General features: G+C 39.5%; 20 protein-coding genes. 15 read left to right on the top strand and 5 right to left on the bottom strand.

Going from position 1 to position 19,887, the window contains the following annotated elements:
• Position 1: 1 nt before the first annotated feature.
• From ispH to dxs, 7 genes are all read left to right on the top strand, one after another.
• Positions 2 to 940, top strand: a complete 939-nt coding sequence (ispH, locus tag QMN06_RS09765; RefSeq protein WP_281969934.1) for a 4-hydroxy-3-methylbut-2-enyl diphosphate reductase — start codon at positions 2 to 4, stop codon at positions 938 to 940.
• A gap of 142 nt (positions 941 to 1,082) precedes the next feature.
• A complete protein-coding gene (gene chlG, locus QMN06_RS09760; protein WP_281969933.1) occupies positions 1,083 to 1,952 on the top strand; it encodes a chlorophyll synthase ChlG in 870 nt (289 codons plus the stop codon).
• A gap of 2 nt (positions 1,953 to 1,954) precedes the next feature.
• Positions 1,955 to 3,283 carry a BCD family MFS transporter gene (locus QMN06_RS09755; protein WP_281969932.1) on the top strand — a complete coding sequence of 443 codons (1,329 nt, stop codon included), beginning with the start codon at positions 1,955 to 1,957 and terminating at the stop codon, positions 3,281 to 3,283.
• Between the two features lie 18 nt (positions 3,284 to 3,301).
• Complete coding sequence (locus QMN06_RS09750) at positions 3,302 to 4,507, top strand: geranylgeranyl diphosphate reductase (protein ID WP_281969931.1); 1,206 nt, start codon at positions 3,302 to 3,304, stop codon at positions 4,505 to 4,507.
• Positions 4,504 to 4,992: a TspO/MBR family protein gene (locus QMN06_RS09745; protein WP_281969930.1), complete on the top strand. Its 489-nt coding sequence runs from the start codon at positions 4,504 to 4,506 to the stop codon at positions 4,990 to 4,992. The genes QMN06_RS09750 and QMN06_RS09745 overlap by 4 nt, the downstream gene beginning before the upstream one ends.
• 9 nt (positions 4,993 to 5,001) lie before the next feature.
• A complete protein-coding gene (gene hemA / locus QMN06_RS09740) occupies positions 5,002 to 6,318 on the top strand; it encodes a glutamyl-tRNA reductase (RefSeq protein ID WP_281969929.1) in 1,317 nt (438 codons plus the stop codon).
• Positions 6,319 to 6,329: 11 nt separating this feature from the next.
• A complete protein-coding gene (dxs, locus tag QMN06_RS09735) occupies positions 6,330 to 8,219 on the top strand; it encodes a 1-deoxy-D-xylulose-5-phosphate synthase (protein ID WP_281971765.1) in 1,890 nt (629 codons plus the stop codon).
• Here dxs and QMN06_RS09730 read toward each other — a convergent pair.
• Positions 8,216 to 9,442 carry a Coenzyme F420 hydrogenase/dehydrogenase, beta subunit C-terminal domain gene (locus QMN06_RS09730; protein ID WP_281969928.1) on the bottom strand — a complete coding sequence of 409 codons (1,227 nt, stop codon included), beginning with the start codon at positions 9,440 to 9,442 and terminating at the stop codon, positions 8,216 to 8,218. The two genes, dxs and QMN06_RS09730, sit on opposite strands and share 4 nt — an antisense overlap.
• Before the next feature lie 33 nt (positions 9,443 to 9,475).
• Positions 9,476 to 9,607: a hypothetical protein gene (locus tag QMN06_RS09725; protein WP_281969927.1), complete on the bottom strand. Its 132-nt coding sequence runs from the start codon at positions 9,605 to 9,607 to the stop codon at positions 9,476 to 9,478.
• A gap of 284 nt (positions 9,608 to 9,891) precedes the next feature.
• On the opposite strand from QMN06_RS09725, the gene QMN06_RS09720 reads away from it, so the two are divergent.
• Together QMN06_RS09720 and QMN06_RS09715 are read left to right on the top strand one after the other, a co-directional pair.
• The gene (locus QMN06_RS09720) at positions 9,892 to 10,536 is read left to right on the top strand and encodes a DUF6088 family protein (protein WP_281969926.1); all 645 of its coding nucleotides are present in this window, start codon (positions 9,892 to 9,894) and stop codon (positions 10,534 to 10,536) included.
• Positions 10,503 to 11,405 carry a nucleotidyl transferase AbiEii/AbiGii toxin family protein gene (locus QMN06_RS09715; protein WP_281969925.1) on the top strand — a complete coding sequence of 301 codons (903 nt, stop codon included), beginning with the start codon at positions 10,503 to 10,505 and terminating at the stop codon, positions 11,403 to 11,405. Before QMN06_RS09720 ends, QMN06_RS09715 begins: the two co-directional genes overlap by 34 nt.
• A gap of 164 nt (positions 11,406 to 11,569) precedes the next feature.
• On the opposite strand, the gene ahpF is transcribed toward QMN06_RS09715, so the two are convergent.
• Both ahpF and ahpC read right to left on the bottom strand, forming a co-directional pair.
• On the bottom strand, positions 11,570 to 13,147 hold the full coding sequence (ahpF, locus tag QMN06_RS09710) for an alkyl hydroperoxide reductase subunit F (protein WP_281969924.1): 1,578 nt from the start codon (positions 13,145 to 13,147) through the stop codon (positions 11,570 to 11,572).
• 106 nt (positions 13,148 to 13,253) lie between these two features.
• The gene (gene ahpC, locus QMN06_RS09705; RefSeq protein ID WP_281969923.1) at positions 13,254 to 13,817 is read right to left on the bottom strand and encodes an alkyl hydroperoxide reductase subunit C; all 564 of its coding nucleotides are present in this window, start codon (positions 13,815 to 13,817) and stop codon (positions 13,254 to 13,256) included.
• Between the two features lie 124 nt (positions 13,818 to 13,941).
• On the opposite strand from ahpC, the gene QMN06_RS09700 reads away from it, so the two are divergent.
• On the top strand, positions 13,942 to 14,832 hold the full coding sequence (locus QMN06_RS09700; protein WP_281969922.1) for a hydrogen peroxide-inducible genes activator: 891 nt from the start codon (positions 13,942 to 13,944) through the stop codon (positions 14,830 to 14,832).
• Positions 14,833 to 14,894: 62 nt separating this feature from the next.
• On the opposite strand, the gene QMN06_RS09695 is transcribed toward QMN06_RS09700, so the two are convergent.
• Entirely contained in the window at positions 14,895 to 15,530 is a 636-nt protein-coding gene (locus QMN06_RS09695; RefSeq protein WP_281969921.1) for an NAD(P)H-dependent oxidoreductase, read from the bottom strand.
• 304 nt (positions 15,531 to 15,834) lie between these two features.
• On the opposite strand from QMN06_RS09695, the gene soxY reads away from it, so the two are divergent.
• From soxY to soxB, 5 genes are read left to right on the top strand one after another with little or no spacing between them, the layout of a single operon-like run.
• Positions 15,835 to 16,287 carry a thiosulfate oxidation carrier protein SoxY gene (gene soxY, locus QMN06_RS09690; protein WP_281969920.1) on the top strand — a complete coding sequence of 151 codons (453 nt, stop codon included), beginning with the start codon at positions 15,835 to 15,837 and terminating at the stop codon, positions 16,285 to 16,287.
• A 45-nt stretch (positions 16,288 to 16,332) separates the two neighbouring features.
• On the top strand, positions 16,333 to 16,641 hold the full coding sequence (gene soxZ, locus QMN06_RS09685; protein ID WP_281969919.1) for a thiosulfate oxidation carrier complex protein SoxZ: 309 nt from the start codon (positions 16,333 to 16,335) through the stop codon (positions 16,639 to 16,641).
• A gap of 18 nt (positions 16,642 to 16,659) precedes the next feature.
• Complete coding sequence (gene soxA / locus QMN06_RS09680) at positions 16,660 to 17,460, top strand: sulfur oxidation c-type cytochrome SoxA (protein WP_281969918.1); 801 nt, start codon at positions 16,660 to 16,662, stop codon at positions 17,458 to 17,460.
• The gene (gene soxX / locus QMN06_RS09675; protein ID WP_281969917.1) at positions 17,460 to 18,110 is read left to right on the top strand and encodes a sulfur oxidation c-type cytochrome SoxX; all 651 of its coding nucleotides are present in this window, start codon (positions 17,460 to 17,462) and stop codon (positions 18,108 to 18,110) included. The genes soxA and soxX overlap by 1 nt, the downstream gene beginning before the upstream one ends.
• A gap of 13 nt (positions 18,111 to 18,123) precedes the next feature.
• Positions 18,124 to 19,854: a thiosulfohydrolase SoxB gene (soxB, locus tag QMN06_RS09670; RefSeq protein ID WP_281969916.1), complete on the top strand. Its 1,731-nt coding sequence runs from the start codon at positions 18,124 to 18,126 to the stop codon at positions 19,852 to 19,854.
• Positions 19,855 to 19,887 lie beyond the last annotated feature (33 nt).

The following is a 19,887-nucleotide window of genomic DNA, read 5'->3' as shown; positions in this document are numbered from 1 at the left end:
CATGGGACACCTAGAAGCGGATATTTTATTGGCTCAGCCTCGAGGATTTTGTGCTGGAGTTGATCGAGCAATACAAATTGTTCAGGAAGCACTAAATCGTTTTGGTGCTCCCATTTATGTTCGGCACCAAATTATTCACAATGCTAGAGTGATTGCAGAGCTGAGTGCACAGGGCGCTATTTTTATAGATCAATTATCAGAAGTTCCAGATGGTTCTACCCTCATTTTTAGCGCTCACGGTGTATCTGCAGAAATAAAGTATCAAGCGAGCTTACGTAATTTACAAATTTTTGATGCTACCTGCCCATTGGTGACTAAAGTACATGTTGAAGTACGTCAATTACATGCAGCAGGTATTCCGATTGTGATGATTGGTCATCAAGGTCATCCAGAAGTTGATGGAACGATGGGACAAGTAAAGAGCGATATTTATTTAGTTGAGAAAGTAGCAGACGTTTCACAATTACCTTTAGACGAAGATAAGCAAGTTGCTTACGTTACGCAAACAACCCTTTCTATTGATGAAACGAAAGAAATCATTGCTGCTTTAAAGATCAGGTTCCAGAATATTGTTGAGCCCAAAAAACAAGACATTTGTTATGCAACCCAAAATCGACAAGATGCCGTAAAGGAGCTAGTTCCCTTAATAGATATCATGATTGTAGTTGGCAGTGCAAACAGCTCTAACTCCAATCGTTTAAGAGAGTTAGCTGCGCGTATGGGGGTTGATGCCTATTTAGTAGACGATCCTGCTCTCGTTGAACAAGAGTGGTTCTTCAATAAAAAAAGAGTTGGGGTTACTGCTGGAGCTTCTGCGCCTGAGGTCTTAACTCAAGAAATCGTCACTAGGATTAAAAGCCTTGGTTTAAAAGTAGTTAAAACTTTGCCGGGCATTGAAGAAAAGATTGTTTTTTCGATGCCTAAAGGTTTACAAGTTTAAAGCTGAATGCAGAGCTTTTTTACTGCAAAATCAATAGAAAAATACTGCACTAGGGAAAATACCTAGAATTTTCAAGCATTTAATCCCATTAATAGTGTCTAATTTAGTTGACACTATTTTAAGTAAATGTAAAAATACATTTATGAAATTACCCGCATTTATCGAGCTTTTAAAACCAATTACGTGGTTTCCACCCATGTGGGCATTTTCGTGCGGAGCGATTAGTTCGGGTGAGCCATTAAGTGAAAATTGGCATATTGTTTTATTAGGAATTATTTTAACTGGACCATTAGTTTGCGCATCAAGTCAAGCAGTCAATGACTGGTTTGATCGCCATGTTGATGCGATTAATGAACCGAATCGTCCAATTCCATCTGGTCGGATACCTGGCAGGTGGGGGCTATATTTGGGCATTATTTGGTCATTGCTTTCATTAATCGTAAGTTCATTTCTTGGAACATGGGGATTTTTTGCGACCCTGATAGCTATTATTTTTTCATGGGCTTACAGCATGCCACCGATTCGATTAAAACAAAATGGTTGGTATGGAAATCTAGCTTGTGCAGTGAGTTACGAAGGGCTTGCGTGGATCACTGGAGCGGCTCTATTGTCAACAAGTAATACCCCAAGCAAATCATCATTATTATTTGCAGGTCTTTATAGCGTAGGTGCGCATGGCATCATGACTTTGAATGATTTTAAAGCGATTGAAGGCGATAAAAAGATGGGGATTAGATCACTCCCTGTGCAGTTAGGAGCAAGTTTGGCTGCTAAAGTGGCATCCCTCATTATGCTACTTCCTCAATTAGTAGTTTGTGTATATTTATATTCTGTCGAGCAAGTATGGAATAGCCTTGCTATTTTAATTTTGATTCTTATTCAAATTGGACTGATGAAGTATTTCATCGACAAACCAGTTGATCGAGCGCTTTTTTATAGTGGTTTTGGTGTTCCATTATTTGTCAGTGGCATGATGATTGCGGCATTTGGCATCCGTCATTTAGGAGCTTAAAGATGTTTATGACGAGTGTATCCTCTACATCAACCTCACCAGCGAAGATAAAAGATGCATCGTTAGGATGGTTCGGGATCATCCGTCTGGGACTTGTGCAAACGTGCATTGGTGCAATTGTCGTCATGACAACATCAACCCTGAATCGCATCATGGTCGTGGAATTAAGTTTGCCAGCATTGATTCCAGGTTTATTAGTTGCACTCCATTACTTTGTTCAAGTCATTCGTCCTAAGATGGGTTTTATATCGGATCAAGGAAAACATAAAACACCATGGATTATTGGCGGGATGAGCGTCTTAGCAGTTGGTGGGGCAGGGGCTTCATTTGGTACAGCATTAATGGGTATTAATCTGATACTAGGTTTAGTAGTTTCATTTATCGCATTTGTCATGATTGGTATCGGTGTCAGTATCAGCGGAACTTCTTTATTAGCACTTTTGGCAAAAAGTGTAAATGATCAACGTCGAGCAGCGGCAGCAACGATTGTATGGTTAATGATGATCTTTGGGTTTGCCATTACGAGTGTCATGATCGGTAAATTGATTGATCCATATACTCCTGAAAAAGTAGTCATGATTGCCTGTGGCGTGTCATTGATTGCCGTGTTACTAACAGTAATAGCCTTATATCGCTTAGAGGATAGCGTCAGTCAATATATCCAAAATCAACCAGAAATTAAAAAAGACAACATACCATTTAAAGAAGCCTTAACCCAGATGTGGAAGGATAGTGATATCCGTCATTTCACACAATTTATTTTTATTTCGATGTTGGCATTTAGTTCACAAGATTTGATCTTAGAGCCATTTGCAGGAATTGTATTTAATTACACAGTTGGTCAAACAACCAGCTTATCGGGGCTTCAGCATTCCGGAGTATTGCTCGGGATGTTGCTTGTGCCACTCAGTGGAATTAGTTTTTTACGCAAATATGTGGGATCTTTAAATTTGTGGGTAATCTATGGTTGTATTGCCTCGGCAATCGCAATGGCCGGTCTATGCATAGGCGCCATCATTGGCCCAGCATGGCCACTCAATCTAAATGTTTTTGTGTTAGGTATTGCAAATGGCGCATTTTCGATCGCAGCGATTAGTACCATGATGCGTCTCGCGGTAGCCGATGGACTTGGTAAAGAAGGTGTCAGGATTGGTTTATGGGGTGGTGCTCAAGCCATTGCATTTGGCTTGGGGGGATTGCTTGGCGCGATAGCAAGTGATGCAGCACGGTTACTCATCGCAGATACAGCGCATGCGTATTCTTCAGTTTTTGCAATAGAGGCGTTTTTATTTATAGTGTCGGCTAAATTTGCCACGCGTATTCAACGATAAAAGTGTAAGGGTATAAAAATGGAAAAAGAAATTTTTGATGTTGTGGTTGTAGGTGGTGGACCTGCTGGCGCAACTGCAGCGCAGACATTAGCCAAACAAGGTAAACATGTTCTATTATTAGATCGTCAAGGCAGAATTAAACCATGTGGAGGAGCAATTCCACCGCGCCTCATTAGAGATTACGCAATTCCGGATGAACTATTGGTTGCTAAAGCAACCTCAGCGCGCATGGTGTCACCAAAAAACAATAAGGTCGATATTCCTATTGATAATGGCTTTGTTGGTATGGTAGATCGTGGGGTATTTGATGAGTGGTTGCGTGAGAGAGCAAAGCAACATGGAGCAATTCGTCGTGTAGGTAACTTTACTGATTTGCAACAAGAAGGAGATTTAGTCAAAATTTCCTATCGCTTGAGAACAAAAGGTGAGATTGGCGAAGGCGTGCTTTCACATGTTTATGCAAAAGCAGTGGTTGGTGCAGATGGCGCAAAATCAGGGGTTGGAAGAGCTGCAGGTGTACCTGGATGTTCTGAGGCAAATTATGTTTTTGCTTATCACGAAATTATTCGTAAACCAGAAAATACAAATGCTGACTATGATGGTTCAAGGTGTGATGTTTTATATCAGAAAGATATCTCCCCAGATTTTTATGGCTGGGTATTTCCGCACGGCGATACATTAAGTATTGGCACAGGGAGTGCCGATAAAGGATTCTCTTTACGCAATGCCGTTGGAAAATTACGTGAAGACATTGGTTTGGCAGATGCCGAGTTAATTCGTCATGAAGGTGCTCCTTTACCAATGAAGCCACTCAAGCGTTGGGACAATGGTAAGAACGTCATTTTGGCCGGTGACGCTGCCGGAGTTGTTGCTCCAGCATCTGGCGAAGGTATTTACTACGCCATGTTAGGTGGACAACTTGCTGCTGAAGCGATTGGAGAATTCTTAGCAACCAGTCAGGCGAGTAAATTACGACTTGCTCGTAAACGTTTCATGAAAGAACATCGTTTGCCATTTATTGTTTTAGGTGTCATGCAATATTTTTGGTACACCACTAATAAACGGCGTGAAAGTTTTGTCAAAATGTGTGAGGATAAGGATGTTCAAAAATTGACCTTTGAAGCATATATGAATAAAAAGTTAGTCCGTAAAAAACCAATGGCTCACGTCAAAATATTTATTAAAGACATGGGGCATTTGTTGGGAATGACGAAAGTTTCATGAAGACTTCTTTTTACAAACAGCCTCATATTATTGCTGCAGCAATTTGGCTGTTGATGGTCATCATGTCCGGTAGATTATTCACGGATATTGGCCCATGGTACTTTGCCTTAAAGCAACCCGATTGGAAGCCACCAGATTGGGCTTTTGGCTTGATTTGGACGACCATATTTTTACTCGCTTCATTCTCTTGGCATTTTGCATGGCATGGGTCTTCAACGAAAAAACAAAAAATCATCTTATCCGTTTTGTTTATTGCCAATGGGCTCCTCAATGTACTTTGGAGTGTGCTTTACTTTCAATGGCATCGACCAGACTGGTCATTGATAGAAGCTCTATTCTTATGGCTTTCTGTTTTTGCAATTATTACGTTTACATGGAGATTTAGTAAATTTGCCGCTCTATTTATATCGCCTTACATCATTTGGGTAAGTTTAGCAATTTTGCTTAATTTAGAGACTATTCGTTTAAATGGTCCATTTCAATAATATGAAACCATGTTAAATCTTTTAAGCATTGGCATCAATCACCAAATAGCTCCTGTTGATGTTAGGGAAAGAGTAGCATTTGGTGTGGATTTATTACCTGACGCTTTAATTGATTTGCGACAGTATTTAAATCATATGGATCAACAGACGAATTCAGAAGTGGCGATTTTATCTACCTGTAATCGTACCGAAATCTATTGTGCAGCAAATGATCAAATTTTATCCCCGGATACATTACAAGCTAAGGCAATCGATTGGCTATCGTCTCAACAGGGTATTCCACAAAGTGAAATCTCTGAATTTGTACAAACAACGATTGCTTCTGATGCTGTAAGACACGTATTTCGAGTGGGCTGTGGCCTTGACTCGATGGTTCTTGGGGAGACACAAATTCTCGGGCAAATGAAACAAGCCGTACAAACTGCACAGCAAGCTGGTTCAATGGGGACTTATTTAAATCAATTATTTAATCGTACCTTTGCAGTAGCAAAAGAAGTGAGAACCAACACAGAAATCAGTGCACATGCAGTATCGATGGCAAGTGCAGCGGTGCGGTTATCGAATCGTGTCTTAGGTGATATCAGTCAACAACGAATTCTATTTATTGGTGCTGGTGAGATGATTCATTTATGCGCCGTTTATTTTCTAGGAAAAAAACCTGCTTCAATTACGATTGCCAATCGCACTTTGGAAAGAGGTGAGGGTTTAGCGAAATATATTTCAGACCAAGGCTATGCTTGTGACTCTATACCTTTATCTGAGGTTCCAGAAAAACTAGCGCAGTTTGATATTGTGGTTTCATGTACGGCAAGTTCCTTACCAATTATTGGTTTGGGCATGGTCAATACAGCATTGAAAAAAAGACGCTTTTCGCCAATGGTCATGATTGATCTTGCAGTACCTAGGGATATCGAACCTGAAATAGGTAATTTAAGTGATGTGTATTTATATACGGTCGATGATATTGGTGATGTTGTACGCGAGGGGGTTGAGCTGCGTTCAAATGCTGTAAAGAGTGCAGAAGTGATTATTGATTTACAAGTCAATAATTTTATGCAGTGGTTGCAACAGCGATCTTCAGTACCGTTAATCACAAGTTTGAAGCAGCGTAGTGAAGAACTTCAACAATTAGAGTTAGAAAAAGCAAAGAGAAAAATACAGCGTGGCGATGATCCATTAGAAGTGATGGCAGAACTTGCAAGAGCTTTGTCAAATAAGTTTTTACATGGATCTTTGCACACCTTAAATCATTCGGAAGAATTTAGTATTGATGAGTGCCAAAAACTCGTATCAAAAATATTTATAACTACAGGACGCAAGGGCTGACTATGTTAAAAATGACTAACTTATTAAAAACGATCCAAGCACCTTCTGAGCTTCGCGAGTTGGCGCGTTATCAATTGCCACAACTCGCCGAAGAACTGCGAGAATTTATTATTGATTCAGTCTCAAAAACAGGCGGACATTTATCCTCCAATTTGGGTACTGTGGAACTTGCTATTGCGATTCATTATGTTTTTAATACCCCAGAAGATAAGTTGATCTGGGATGTAGGTCATCAAAGTTATCCACACAAAATATTGACAGGAAGACGTGATCAAATGTCAGGGCTGCGTCAATTAGGAGGTATTTCTGGATTTCCTAAGCGTAGTGAAAGTATCTATGATGATTTTGGTACCGCTCATTCTTCCACGAGTATTTCTGCAGCAACTGGCATGGCACATGCTTCCTTGTTACAAGGTAAGGAGAATATTTCGATTGCTGTGATTGGAGACAGTGCAATGACCGGTGGTATGGCTTTTGAAGCGATGAATCATGCCGGTGTTACACGAAACTTACCATTGATCGTGATTTTGAATGATAACGATATGTCGATTTCTCCTGCCGTAGGATCCCTAAATAAGTATTTAGCTAGACTGATTAGTAGTCCTTTTTATGAGGCAACTAAAAATGGGGTTGGCAATGTCTTATCCATTGTGCCGCCATTACGTGAGTTTGCAAAACGATTAGAAGCTCAAGCCAAAGGGATGGTGGTACCTGCAACTATTTTTGAAGAATTTGGCTTTAATTATATTGGTCCGATTGATGGGCATGATTTAGATTCGTTGATACCTACCTTTGAAAATATCAAAAAAATGGCATTGGAAGGTGATGGACCACAATTTATCCATGTTGTGACCAAAAAAGGTAAGGGCTATGAAAAGGCTGAGTCAGATCCTATTAAATATCATGGACCAGGAAAATTCGATCCAAAAGTTGGCATATTACCGACAGAGCCTAGCCCTAAAAAAACCTTCACACAAATCTTTGGACAGTGGATTTGCGACATGGCCAAAGCAGATGAAAAATTAGTTGGCATAACACCAGCGATGCGAGAGGGCTCTGGCCTAGTTGAGTTTGAAAAAAACTTCCCCAATCGTTATTATGATGTGGGTATTGCAGAACAACATGCGGTCACATTTGCCGCAGGTCTTGCTTGTGAAGGTTTAAAACCTGTCTTAGCAATTTATTCAACATTCCTCCAGCGAGGTTATGACCAATTGATTCATGATGTGGCATTACAAGATTTGCCAGTCATGTTTGCCTTAGACCGTGCTGGCATTGTTGGGGCTGATGGACCAACCCATGCGGGAGTCTATGATATTGCTTATTTACGCTGCATTCCGAATATGGTCATTACGACCCCGAGTGACGAAAACGAATGTCGTCAATTACTTTCTAGTGCTTATTATGCAGGTCATCCCAGTGCCGTGAGATATCCGCGAGGTAATGGAGTAGGTGCGATTGTTTCATCGAGTCTTGAAGGATTCCCACTTGGTAAGGCAAATATCAGAAGACATACCTCGCAAATTGGCGGCAAGCGTTTTGCAGTATTAGCTTTTGGAACTTTATTACACCCATGTTTAGAAGTAGCGGAAAAATTAGATTTAACCGTGGTGGATATGCGCTTTGTTAAACCGCTTGATGAAGCGATGTTACAACAGATTGCTGATACACACGATGGTCTGATTACCATCGAGGAAGGCGCAATTCAGGGTGGAGCAGGAAGTGCTTGTGTTGAGTATCTGCACTCCATCAATCTAACATTACCGACTTTACATCTTGGATTACCAGATGATTTTAGTGATCACGGTGATAGTGCTAAATTATTAGCAGGGTATGGCTTAGATTCAAGTGGCATTGAACAATCAATCGTGAAGAAATTTTTCAATGAAGCTCAGGCTTAATTGTTAGGATTACTTGATTGAGCAGGCGTTAACTTATTGATTTCTTCTTTGTTTGGGGAGAGTCCATAAGGTTCCACCAAATTCCAAATATGATTGGGTACCATGGAGCCCATTTTTGCCGGATGCTCTCTTCGTAAGTGAATAACTGATTCAATCGCTTTCATTTCAACACGCGTTCTAGCAAACTCAAGCCCACGAGGACCTACTTTAGGTATTAACCAGCCGACGATAGGTCGTAACCAATTAGGCATTTTTCGAAGTGGTAGACCACCGGCAGCAAGTTCCACATTTTTCATAAAGCCGACAACTGCGGAGTGACGTTTACCAGCAGTGCCCGGTGTGGAGAGCAGTACCTCATCACGCAGTAGATCGAGTAATTCCTCACCCCGTTGATTGCGAACAATCAGCCATTGTTCACCTTGACCACCCATGTATCCGACAGTGATATCGGATAACACGTTCGTGTAATCGACACAAGTTTTGCAAGTAATGGGAAAAAAATCATTAGGAAGAGTAGACAGGGGTAATTGTAAAAAAGGAATTTCTTTTTTCTTACCATTTTTAAAGCGTACTTCCACATGATAGTCAGCCCTAAATTCAAGATAATTAATTTCTTCTGGCTCTGTGCTGATGAGAGATAAAAAATGATGAAAGTTTTCCGTTGTTGTATTGTCTGAACAAGGAGTCCCAATGACATATAATTTTTCTAAACCTAATTCTTTTTCTAGAGCCCGAAGAGCATATACCTGACAGGGTATACCAATGACACCAATTTTCTTATAGCCTTTAGCGATTGCAGGTTCTAATAAAGAAAGTAATGGCGCATAACCCATGCGCATGCCACGGCATTTAGCCATATCACTAGCGCGATCAATAAGAACAGGTAAGGGTTTCCAAGAGTCGTTAGGATCTTGGGTCATGGTCAGGATAGCGTCGACAGCTTTTGTTTCTAAAAGCCGCTCACCGATACGCGTGGTAATTCCGGTCCATTGCGCGCCAGTACTTGGATTCTTTAAACTCGCACGATGCATTTGGATAAAAGGTCCAAAATGTAATTCATCAGGACGGTTGAGATCTCTAGGTCTGCCGTGAACTCTAGTTTCAAGATGAGGATAGTTAGGCTTTATAAATTGACACGCTGCACCACAGCGCTTGGGATCACTTGTTCGAGAAATGCCACAGTCAGTACATAGCGCACGATATGGCGCCTGATCTAAATTCACATCATCCTTTTGAATGGATTACTTCTACAACGATTAAAAATTAATTGCTGAAAGAAACCATAAACAAATAGAGATGGTGGTGAAAACGCCAACAAAAACAACAATGCCATTACGGTAGAAAATTTTTGCTTTATCACGTGCTTCAACTGCGCGTTCCTGATTCATATTGTCTCCTATGCAAAATTTAATTTTATATGAAAATTCGAGTGAAATGAAGAAAATTACTGTATGTACTCAGCCTGAAAACAACTGTTTAGAATCAAAATGTAGATGTTTATGAAGAGAACTAAAAATGAGATATATTTTCAGGTTAGATAAATCAGAATTCATATGCATTATTCCATTGTTAATTAAGCCTAGCCGGAATATTTTTTAAGAACGTCACGAAAAGTAGCCATTGTGAAGGTCAAATTAACATGTTAAAATGCATGATATTTTATAAAAAAATCATGCAAAATAACTCATCAAATACAACTTTAATTGGTAAATATAAGGCAGATGAGGGAGCCTTGGGAAGACTTCGTTCACATTTAAAAAAAGGGCAAGTTTACAGAAGGGAGGATTTTTTGAGAGACTCTAATGCTGTCGATCGTCACTTAAAGCAATTGGTTAATGCTGGTTATTTGGAGAAGATCGCACAAGGACTATATTACTCTCCCAAATATTCCACCTTTGGTAAGGTGCCTCCAAAAGATAAGGATTTGGTAAGAGCGTTTTTAAAAGATGATAATTTTTTATTATTTTCACCTAATATTTACAATTCTTTGGGTTTAGGAACAACCCAACTGTATAACAAGACAGTTGTTTACAACCATAAGCGGCATGGTGTCTTTCAATTAGGTAATAGAGATTTCGAGTTCCATATGAAACCACGGTTTCCAAAGAAACTAGATAAAGAGTATTTATTTGTGGATTTATTAAACAACCTTGATTTATTAGCAGAAAATAAGGTTGAAGTATTAACTAATGCAGAGCGACAGTTAAGAAAGTTCGAAGTTTCTAAATTAGAAAAAATGGTTAAATTTTATGGTGCAGGAAGAACCAAGAAAAGAGTTTTTTCTTGGCTACAAGAGTTTCAGAAAGCGAGTTCTTGATGCTTTTACATGAACATAATAATTTTAAAGATTTAATTTCCGCAGTGTCTGGAGAGATGGGGATTGATCCTACTTTGGTAGAAAAATATTATTGGATCATGCATTGTTTATGGGGATTACAACAACAGGGATTCACATTCGAATTAAAGGGCGGAACTTCCTTATCCAAAGGGTTTGGACTTATTCATCGATTTTCGGAAGATATTGATATCAGAATTGATCCACCGTTAGGAATGGATGTTAAGACTAGAAAAAATCAAAATAAAGAAGCACACATCAAATCTCGATCTGATTATTATGAATGGGTAGCGAATAATTTGAGAATTTCGGGAATTCAAAATGTCGAGAGAGACTATACATTTGATGATCAAGACAAAATGCGCAGTGGGGGAATTCGACTAAATTACACCTCCCATGTATTAACATTAAGTGGCTTGAAAGACGGTGTTCTATTAGAGTTGGGCTTTGACGAAACAGCGCCAAATCAAGCCGTAAATATTTCATCATGGGCGTTTGATTATGCTACTCAGTATGTAAAAGATATTGAAGATAATAGGGCAAATAATGTATTGTGTTATTTGCCTGAATATACGTTTGTCGAAAAGCTTCAAACTATTTCTACAAAATATCGTCAATACAAAAAAGGGAATGGATTTCCTAAGAATTTCTTAAGGCATTACTATGACGTGTATTGCCTCCTAGAGTATCGGCCTGTCCTAGACTTCATAAATACTGATCAGTATCAAAAGAGAAAACAAGAGAGATTTCCCAAGTCTGATATCTCAATTATTTCTCAGAATCCAGCTTTTATTTTCATCCGAATATCGAAAAGTATCAAGCCTTTACTTCAAAGGGCAACCGAGCATTGATGACGTATTAAATAAGCTTAGTAAGTATTTAAAAGTTTTATAGCTCTTAAATCCTATTCGCTTTGATATTTTAAGTAGAGTTGAAGCTTGCTTAAATAAATGAAAACCTCCAATTTAACAAGTTTGAAGGTTTTCAAGCCAACTGTATAGATATTAAAAGATATTTATGCGGCTAGTGCTTTTTCTGTTTCTGGAACAGAGGATCTAATTAAATAATCAAAGGCTCCGAGAGATGCTTTGGCACCTTCACCCATTGCAATGATGATTTGCTTAAAAGGAACTGTTGTACAGTCACCTGCTGCAAAAACGCCGGGTAAAGAAGTTTCACCTTTATGATCAATCACAACCTCACCATGCTTAGAAAGCTCCAAGGTTCCTTTGAGCCAATCCGTATTTGGAAGTAAGCCAATTTGTACAAAAATACCTTCAAGTTCAAGACGCTGCTCAGTTGCATTAACACGATCTTGATAAATCAATCCATTTACTTTTGTGCCATCACCTAAAACTTGTTTCGTTAAGGCACTCTTAATGACTGTGACATTTGACAGACTATTTAATTTAGTTTGTAAAACAGCATCAGCACGTAACTTACTATCAAACTCAATTAAAGTTACATGGCTTACGACACCAGCTAAATCAATTGCAGCTTCAACCCCAGAATTTCCACCACCAATGACAGCGACCATCTTCCCCTTAAACAAAGGACCATCACAATGGGGGCAGTAAGCTACACCTTTGTTGCGATATTCTTGCTCTCCTGGAACATTCATCTCTCTCCAGCGTGCTCCAGTACTAATGATGACGGACTTACTTTTTAGAATGGCGCCATTCATTAACTCTACTTCAAGGCCATGACCAGATTGACGTAAAGCTTTCGCACGTTGCAAATTCATGATGTCAACTTCATAGCTTTTTACGTGTTGTTCAAGAGCCTGCACTAATTTAGGACCCTCAGTTTCTTTCACAGAAATAAAGTTCTCAATCCCTAAAGTATCCATCACTTGACCACCAAAACGTTCTGAGATGACACCCGTTTTAATCCCTTTACGAGCAGCGTAAATCGCTGCAGAAGAACCTGCCGGGCCACCACCAATGATCAGCATATCAAACTCAGGCTTGGCATTAAGTTTGGCAGCATCTTTTTGTGGACTGTTTGTGTCGAGTTTGGTAATAATCTCTTCGACACTCATCCTGCCTTGACCAAAAACCTCGCCATTCAAAATAACAGTAGGGACAGCCATGATTTGATGTTGATCCACAATATCTTGGAACCAAGCGCCGTCTATCATTTCATGTTGAACATTAGGATTGAGAGCTGCCATTAAGTTTAAGGCCTGAACTACATCTGGGCAGTTATGGCAGGATAATGAAATAAAGGTTTGGAAATGGAAGTTTCCTTCCAAGCCACGAATCTGTTCAATGATTTCATTTTCCACCTTTGGTGGGTAGCCACTTGCTTGCAAGATCGCCAAAATAAATGAGGTCAATTCATGCCCCATGGGTAAGCCAGCAAATGTGATTTGGGCTACTTCACCAACTTTGCTAACCGTAAAGCTTGGCACCTTATGACTATTTCCATCTAGCTTTACAGTAATTTTGTCCGATTGCTCCGCTACCTCATTTAAGAGCTCGAGCATTTGCAAAGATTTTGCAGAGTTATCCACCGTTGCAGTTAAAACGATTGGCTGAACAATTTTTTCAAAATAAGCTTTTAACTGTGATTTGATGTTGGTATCTAACATGGTATTTCCTTTCAATTCATTAAGGGTGAGTCTATTGGGCAAGAGTTTGATTTCTTCTCCAATAGACTCTCCAAAGAGAGTCTGGTTGGTTTTTTCAAAGAATTAATTAAATCTTGCCTACGAGGTCTAAAGAAGGAGTTAATGTTGCAGCGCCTTCTTGCCATTTAGCTGGACATACTTCACCTGGATGAGCGGCAGTGTATTGAGCAGCCTTGAGTTTACGCAGAGTTTCTGAAACATCTCTTGCAATTTCGTTTGAATGAATCTCCGCAGTCTTGATCATACCTTCAGGATTGATAATGAAAGTGCCGCGAAGTGCTAAGCCAGCTTCTTCAATATGTACACCAAAACCACGCGTTAACGTATGTGTAGGGTCACCAACTAAGGGGAACTTTGCTTTACCTACTGCTGGTGAAGTTTCATGCCAAACTTTGTGTGAGAAGTGCGTATCGGTTGTTACGATATATACCTCAGCACCCATCTTTTGAAACTCAGCATAGTTATCAGCAGCATCTTCAATTTCGGTAGGGCAGTTAAAGGTAAATGCTGCAGGCATAAAAATGAGAACTGACCATTTGCCTTTTAAGCTCTCGTCAGAGACTGTAATAAATTTTCCGTTATGAAATGCTTCGGTTTTAAATGCTGGCACTGCCGTGTTGATAATGGACATAGTGTTTCCTTTTAAGATAAATGATTGACAACAGGATGTATTGTGAAGAGTTTTGTTTAATCAGTCTAATGAATTATAATGATAATAATTATCGATTAATTAGATTACCAAAATGAGGTAAATCATGGCATCTCTACCAACCATCAAGCAACTACGTTATTTGATTGCTATCAGTGAAACCCTCAACTTTACTAGGGCGGCAGAGGTGTGTTTTGTTGGGCAATCCACTTTAAGTGCAGGGCTTAAAGAGTTAGAGGATTCTCTTGGTGTTCAGTTAGTTGAGCGCGATAAGCACTCAGTATCATTAACCCCAATTGGACAGGGGGTGGTAGAGAGAGCACAGCGATTAATCGTGCAAGCAGATGATTTAGTGGATTTTGTTGAGGGATCAGCTGGTAACATGATGGGCGTCATTAAGTTAGGTGTAATACCCACAATCGCACCATTTTTATTGCCATTATTTTTACCTAAAATGAGAGCGCAATTTCCTAATTTAAAAATTGTTTTGCGAGAAGATTTGACTGCAAATCTCATCGACAAATTAAACCATCATGAACTAGACTTTGCTTTAATTGCGTTACCCTATGAGACCAAGGGCTTTCTGATGAAAGAGTTATTCAATGATGAGTTTTGGTTAATCGGCAAAAAGGATGACCCCAGTCTCAAAAATAAAGAAATACAACTTACCAACCGTCTGATAGATCGAATTTTGTTCTTAGAGGAAGGTAATTGTTTACGCGACCATACCTTGGCGGCTTGTAAGAAAACAGAAATTGCCAGTCAAAGTGGCATTGAGGCAACGAGCTTGTTAACCTTGGTACAGATGGTAGAGTATGGCCTAGGGATGGCTCTCATACCTGAAATGGCAATTAAATCAGGGTTATTAAAAAATACGAACTTAATTGCCAGACCCCTAACAGCCCCAGCTCCTAATCGAAAGATTGCTTTAATCGCTAGATCTTCCACAGCACGGATTGAAGAATTTAATGCTTTAGTCCAAGTCATTAAAAAATAAGTCAAAAAATGAATAAAAAAATACCAACCGAAGTTGGTATTTTAATGTGACTATCCTTTGAATTACTTCATCCAGTGGATAAATTTCTCACTAGGATTTCTGACCTTAGCAACTTTAGATAACCAGTCTTCATCCGCATTTCTATAACCTACGGACATGATGACGCAACTACGTAAGCCTTTTTCTTTCAGATTCAAGATTTCATCTACAGCAGCTGGGTTAAAGCCTTCCATTGGTGTAGCGTCTACTTCTTCTTCTGCAGCGGCAATTAATCCAGTTCCAAGACCAATGTAGGCTTGCTTTGCAGCATGATGGAAGTTAAATTCAGCATCTCTTGCAGGGAAGTTCTTTAAAAGCATTTGACGATAAGCAGCGCCAGCTTCAGTTCTTAAGTTACGAATACTTTCTGTCATATCAAAATTGGCATTGATACGATCAGCTGTATAGTTATCCCAAGCAGCAAAAACGATTACGTGAGAGCAATCAACGATTTGAGGTTGATTATTCGCTGCAACTCTGATTTTTTCACGAATTTCTTTATTCGTGATCACGAATAATTCATATGGTTGGAGACCACTTGAAGTTGCTGCCAATCTGATTGCTTCTACAATACGCTCAATCTTCTCCTGTGGAACTTCTTTTGTAGTGTCGTATTTTTTTGTTGCGTAGCGCCATTTCAATTTGTCAATTAAGCTCATTTGTTATTCCTTTTGGTTAGAGTTTTCAAAATTTATGAAATCAGTTTAAAACATTTATAAGTATGAAGAAGTAAGATCTAAATTTTTAGGACTAAAACAAGCAATATCAAGAATTTAATTTAGATTAAATATCTATTTTAATCAATTGGTTAAATCTAATTATTTATTTAAATAAAAATAATTTAGAGATTGTTTAAGCGGACTCAACAAAGCAAGCCACTTGTTATAAGTAGTAATAAACACGCATAAGCTAAAACTTGACTAAAATAGTAATAAAAGGTAACAAATGTAATTAAGGATTGATATGAATCAACAACGAAGAAATTTACTGAAGCATTCTGTAGTGTTTAGTTTGATGGCGTCTGCTGGGCTAATTAGTACCAGTCAAGCACAAGAATGGAGTAAAGCTGCCTTTGAAGGTAAGAGTTTAGATGAGGTGTTTAAGGCACTAGGTACACCGTCCCCTGAAAAAACTACTGCTATTACTCTAACAGCGCCAGATATTGCTGAAAATGGAGCTGTTGTCCCAGTTGGACTAACGACCTCATTAAAAGCAGAACAAGTTGCGATTTTGGTAGAAAAAAATCCTAATACCTTGGCTGGTCAATTATATTTTCCAGCAGGAACTGAAGCTTTTGTAACGACACGTATCAAAATGGCGCAAACCTCAAATGTTTATTTTTTAGTGAAAGCTGAGGGTAAGTGGCTCATGACGATGAAAGAAATTAAAGTGACTTTAGGTGGTTGTGGTGGCTAATCATATTGCCCTAACACCATCAACTTACTAACTATAGGAATTAATATGCCAGATCCAATGCGTATTCGAGCAACAGAAAAAGACGGAATCGTAGATGTAAAAATTTTAATGAGACACGATATGGAGACTGGTCAGCGTAAAGACGCTGCTGGTAAGACAATCCCTGCTTGGTTTATTAATCAAGTGAATGCGAAGGTTCAGGGTAAGGATGTTTTTAATGCTAATTTTGGTTCTGCTATCTCCAAAGATCCTTTTCTGAATTTTAAATATAAGGGATCTAAAGGTGATAAGTTGACGGTTATCTGGACAGATACCAAGGGCGAAAAAAGAACTGATGAAATATTGGTCTCCTAAAAGACAACTGACCTCCTCATGAACTTTATCTCAAAATCTTATGTTCTTTTTGCCCTAGTGGTGATTTCTTTTCACAGCTATGCCCAATCGACTGCAGATGAAATCGCAAAATATCGCGAGATGATTGCTGACGGAAATCCTTCAGAGTTGTATGAGATGGCTGGCGAAGAGTTATGGAAAAAATCTGCAGGACCCAAAAATACCAGTCTTGAGAAGTGTGATTTAGGCATGGGACCTGGTGTAGTTGATGGCGCTGCGGCAAGGTTGCCCAAGTATTTTAAAGATACCAACCGCGTGCAGGATCTTGAGTCGCGACTCATGACTTGTATGGAAACCTTGCAGGGGATTTCTGCGCAAAGTGTCATTGATGCGAAATTTGGAGTAGGACCTAAAAAAGACATGGATGCCATTGTTGCTTATGTAGTAACTAAATCCAAAGGCAAAAAAGTCAATGTCAGCATGGCTCACCCTAAAGAAAAATTGATGTATGAGATGGGTAAGAAAGCATTCAACTTCCAGGGTGGTCCTTATGATTTTTCTTGCGCATCTTGCCACAATGCACCTGGAAAAAGAATCCGCCTGCAAGATTTACCAAACTTAACCACCCAAGAGGGTGCTATTGCAGGATGGGGATATTGGCCAGCTTACCGAGTATCTAGTGGGCAATTTTGGACCATGCAACAACGGATTAACGATTGTTTACGACAACAACGCTTCCCATTCCCTATTTATGGTTCGGACTTTACGATTGCTGTCTCGATGTACATGGCAGTCACTGCCAATGGTGGCATCATTCAGACACCAGGGTTAAAGAGATAATGATGAAACGAACTATCAAGATGCCCCTGAAAAATTTATTCATCCTCATCGCCATGATGATTGGTCTGTGTTGTTCAGTCGTATCAAATGCACAGTCCACCGTATTTGATAAAACATTTACTGAAATGATGAAAAACAGTTTTCGGACTGAAGGAATCGCTGACATTAGCCGTATTAATCAAGATGCTAATCAAAAGCTCTGTTCTGATCAAAAATTTTATATGACAAAAGCCGGCGAAAAACAAGCTCGCACAATTGAAAAAAAGAACATGGCTTCGATTTTGCAACCAACAGATGGTAACTATATCGGTGATTGGAAAAATGGTGAGGCCATTGCACAAAGCGGTCGCGGGGCAACCTGGACTGATACCGCCGAATTACCGGTTGGTGGAGGGTGTTATAACTGCCACGAAATCAATAAAAAAGAGCTCTCTTATGGCAATATTGGACCAAGTTTATGGAACTACGGAAAAAATCGTGGGAATTCAAAAGAATTAATTACCTATACCTGGAATCGTATCAATAACTCAAAAGCCTATAATGCTTGCAGTAATATGCCGCGCTTTGGACATTTCAAGCTACTTACCGAAAAACAGATTCAAGATGTCATGGCTTTGTTATTAGACCCAAATTCGCCGGTTAATCAATAACGGGATCTGACTAATGAGTATCCATCGTCGAGAGTTTTTACAAACTCTTGCTATAGCATCAGTTGGTGGATTAGGACTGCATTCCCAATATGCACAAGCGCAAAAATCAGCGAATACTTTCTATGATCTTCCCAAATTTGGTAATGTGCATTTATTGCACTTTACCGATTGTCATGCCCAACTATTACCCATCTATTTTCGTGAACCGAGTGTTAACTTAGGCATTGGTTCCCTTGAAGGGAAAGCGCCCCATCTCGTTGGCGATTATTTCCTAAAAGCAAACCGAATTCAGGCAGGTTCTAGAATGGCTCATGCTTTTACAGCCCTCAACTTTACAGAAGCCGCTAAAACGTATGGACGTATGGGAGGCTTTGCACAAATAGCAACTTTAGTGAAGCAACTCAAAGCCTCAAGACCTGGGGCCTTGTTATTAGATGGTGGCGATACCTGGCAAGGATCTGCCACAGCTTTGTGGACTAAGGGCCAAGATATGGCAGACGCCGCCTTAGCGCTTGGCGTAGATGTGATGACCGCCCACTGGGAGATGACGCTGGGCGAAGAGCGCGTTCTAGAAATTGTGAATCAAGACTTCAAAGGCAAGATTGACTTCATTGCCCAAAATATTAAAACTACTGATTTTGGCGATGAAGTATTTCCAGGTTATACCTTACGTAATATGAATGGCATTTCAGTAGGGATTATTGGTCAAGCATTCCCTTACACACCGATTGCAAATCCTGGTTATTTAATTCCTAATTGGACCTTTGGTATACAAGAAGAAAATTTACAAAAAACTATTCAGGAAGTCAAAAGTAAAGGCGCAAAACTCATTGTTTTGTTATCTCACAATGGCATGGATGTCGATTTAAAACTAGCATCACGGGTGACCGGATTACACGCCATTTTAGGAGGTCATACCCATGATGGTGTTCCAACACCTGTATTGGTAAAAAATCCTGGCGGTCGAACTCTGGTTACTAATGCAGGTTCTAACGGCAAGTATTTAGGCGTTTTAGATTTTGAGGTAAAGAATGGTGAAGTAGTGGATTATCGTTATAAGTTACTGCCGGTATTTTCAAATCTCATCCATCCAGATCCAAGCATGTCTGCATTGATTCAATCCATTAGAAAACCATTTGAAGCGAAGCTGCAAGAGCCTTTAGCAAAAACGGACACCTTGTTATACCGACGTGGAAACTTTAATGGTAGTTTTGATCAATTAATTTTGGATGGCTTGATGGCACAAAAAAATGCTGAGATTGCATTTTCTCCAGGCTTTCGTTGGGGTACTACATTATTGCCTGGTCAAACCATTACGATGGAACACCTGATGGATCAGACCGCGATTACTTACCCTTACACAACGGTCAACATGATGACAGGTGAGATGATCAAAACCATCCTAGAAGATGTGGCAGATAACCTATTTAATCCAGATCCTTATTATCAGCAAGGTGGTGATATGGTTCGTGTTGGAGGTTTGCAGTATCGTATTGACCCAACAGCTTCCATGGGTAGTCGTATTTCAGAGATGCGCCTTCAGGGCAAATTATTAGAAGCCCATAAGACATATAAAGTCGCCGGTTGGGCACCTGTAAGTGCCGCAGCGAAAGAAGTTGGTGGAGAGCCAATTTGGGATGTGATTGCAAGGCATTTACGCGATATGAAAATCGTTAAGTCGACTCGAATTAATGAACCAAGTATGGTGGGTATTTCTAAAAACCCTGGATATCAAAAAATCTAAAATGAGTAAAAAATGAAAAAAATAAATCAAGTT

The organism is Polynucleobacter sp. SHI8, assembly GCF_027944005.1.
Taxonomy (GTDB): Bacteria; Pseudomonadota; Gammaproteobacteria; order Burkholderiales; family Burkholderiaceae; genus Polynucleobacter.
The sequence above is the reverse complement of the archived record's forward strand: the minus strand, read 5'-3'. Positions and strand labels throughout refer to the sequence as shown.

Excerpts from the sequence above, each read along its gene's own strand:
- dxs (WP_281971765.1), top strand. The coding sequence starts at position 6,330 with ATGACTAACTTATTAAAAACGATCCAAGCACCTTCTGAGCTTCGCGAG.
- QMN06_RS09755 (WP_281969932.1), top strand. The coding sequence starts at position 1,955 with ATGTTTATGACGAGTGTATCCTCTACATCAACCTCACCAGCGAAGATA.
- ispH (WP_281969934.1), top strand. The coding sequence starts at position 2 with ATGGGACACCTAGAAGCGGATATTTTATTGGCTCAGCCTCGAGGATTT.
- soxX (WP_281969917.1), top strand. The coding sequence starts at position 17,460 with ATGATGAAACGAACTATCAAGATGCCCCTGAAAAATTTATTCATCCTC.
- soxZ (WP_281969919.1), top strand. The coding sequence starts at position 16,333 with ATGCCAGATCCAATGCGTATTCGAGCAACAGAAAAAGACGGAATCGTA.
- ahpF (WP_281969924.1), bottom strand. The coding sequence starts at position 13,147 with ATGTTAGATACCAACATCAAATCACAGTTAAAAGCTTATTTTGAAAAA.
- QMN06_RS09750 (WP_281969931.1), top strand. The coding sequence starts at position 3,302 with ATGGAAAAAGAAATTTTTGATGTTGTGGTTGTAGGTGGTGGACCTGCT.
- QMN06_RS09725 (WP_281969927.1), bottom strand. The coding sequence starts at position 9,607 with ATGAATCAGGAACGCGCAGTTGAAGCACGTGATAAAGCAAAAATTTTC.
- QMN06_RS09695 (WP_281969921.1), bottom strand. The coding sequence starts at position 15,530 with ATGAGCTTAATTGACAAATTGAAATGGCGCTACGCAACAAAAAAATAC.
- hemA (WP_281969929.1), top strand. The coding sequence starts at position 5,002 with ATGTTAAATCTTTTAAGCATTGGCATCAATCACCAAATAGCTCCTGTT.
- QMN06_RS09700 (WP_281969922.1), top strand. The coding sequence starts at position 13,942 with ATGGCATCTCTACCAACCATCAAGCAACTACGTTATTTGATTGCTATC.
- ahpC (WP_281969923.1), bottom strand. The coding sequence starts at position 13,817 with ATGTCCATTATCAACACGGCAGTGCCAGCATTTAAAACCGAAGCATTT.
- QMN06_RS09745 (WP_281969930.1), top strand. The coding sequence starts at position 4,504 with ATGAAGACTTCTTTTTACAAACAGCCTCATATTATTGCTGCAGCAATT.
- chlG (WP_281969933.1), top strand. The coding sequence starts at position 1,083 with ATGAAATTACCCGCATTTATCGAGCTTTTAAAACCAATTACGTGGTTT.
- soxY (WP_281969920.1), top strand. The coding sequence starts at position 15,835 with ATGAATCAACAACGAAGAAATTTACTGAAGCATTCTGTAGTGTTTAGT.
- soxB (WP_281969916.1), top strand. The coding sequence starts at position 18,124 with ATGAGTATCCATCGTCGAGAGTTTTTACAAACTCTTGCTATAGCATCA.
- soxA (WP_281969918.1), top strand. The coding sequence starts at position 16,660 with ATGAACTTTATCTCAAAATCTTATGTTCTTTTTGCCCTAGTGGTGATT.
- QMN06_RS09720 (WP_281969926.1), top strand. The coding sequence starts at position 9,892 with ATGCAAAATAACTCATCAAATACAACTTTAATTGGTAAATATAAGGCA.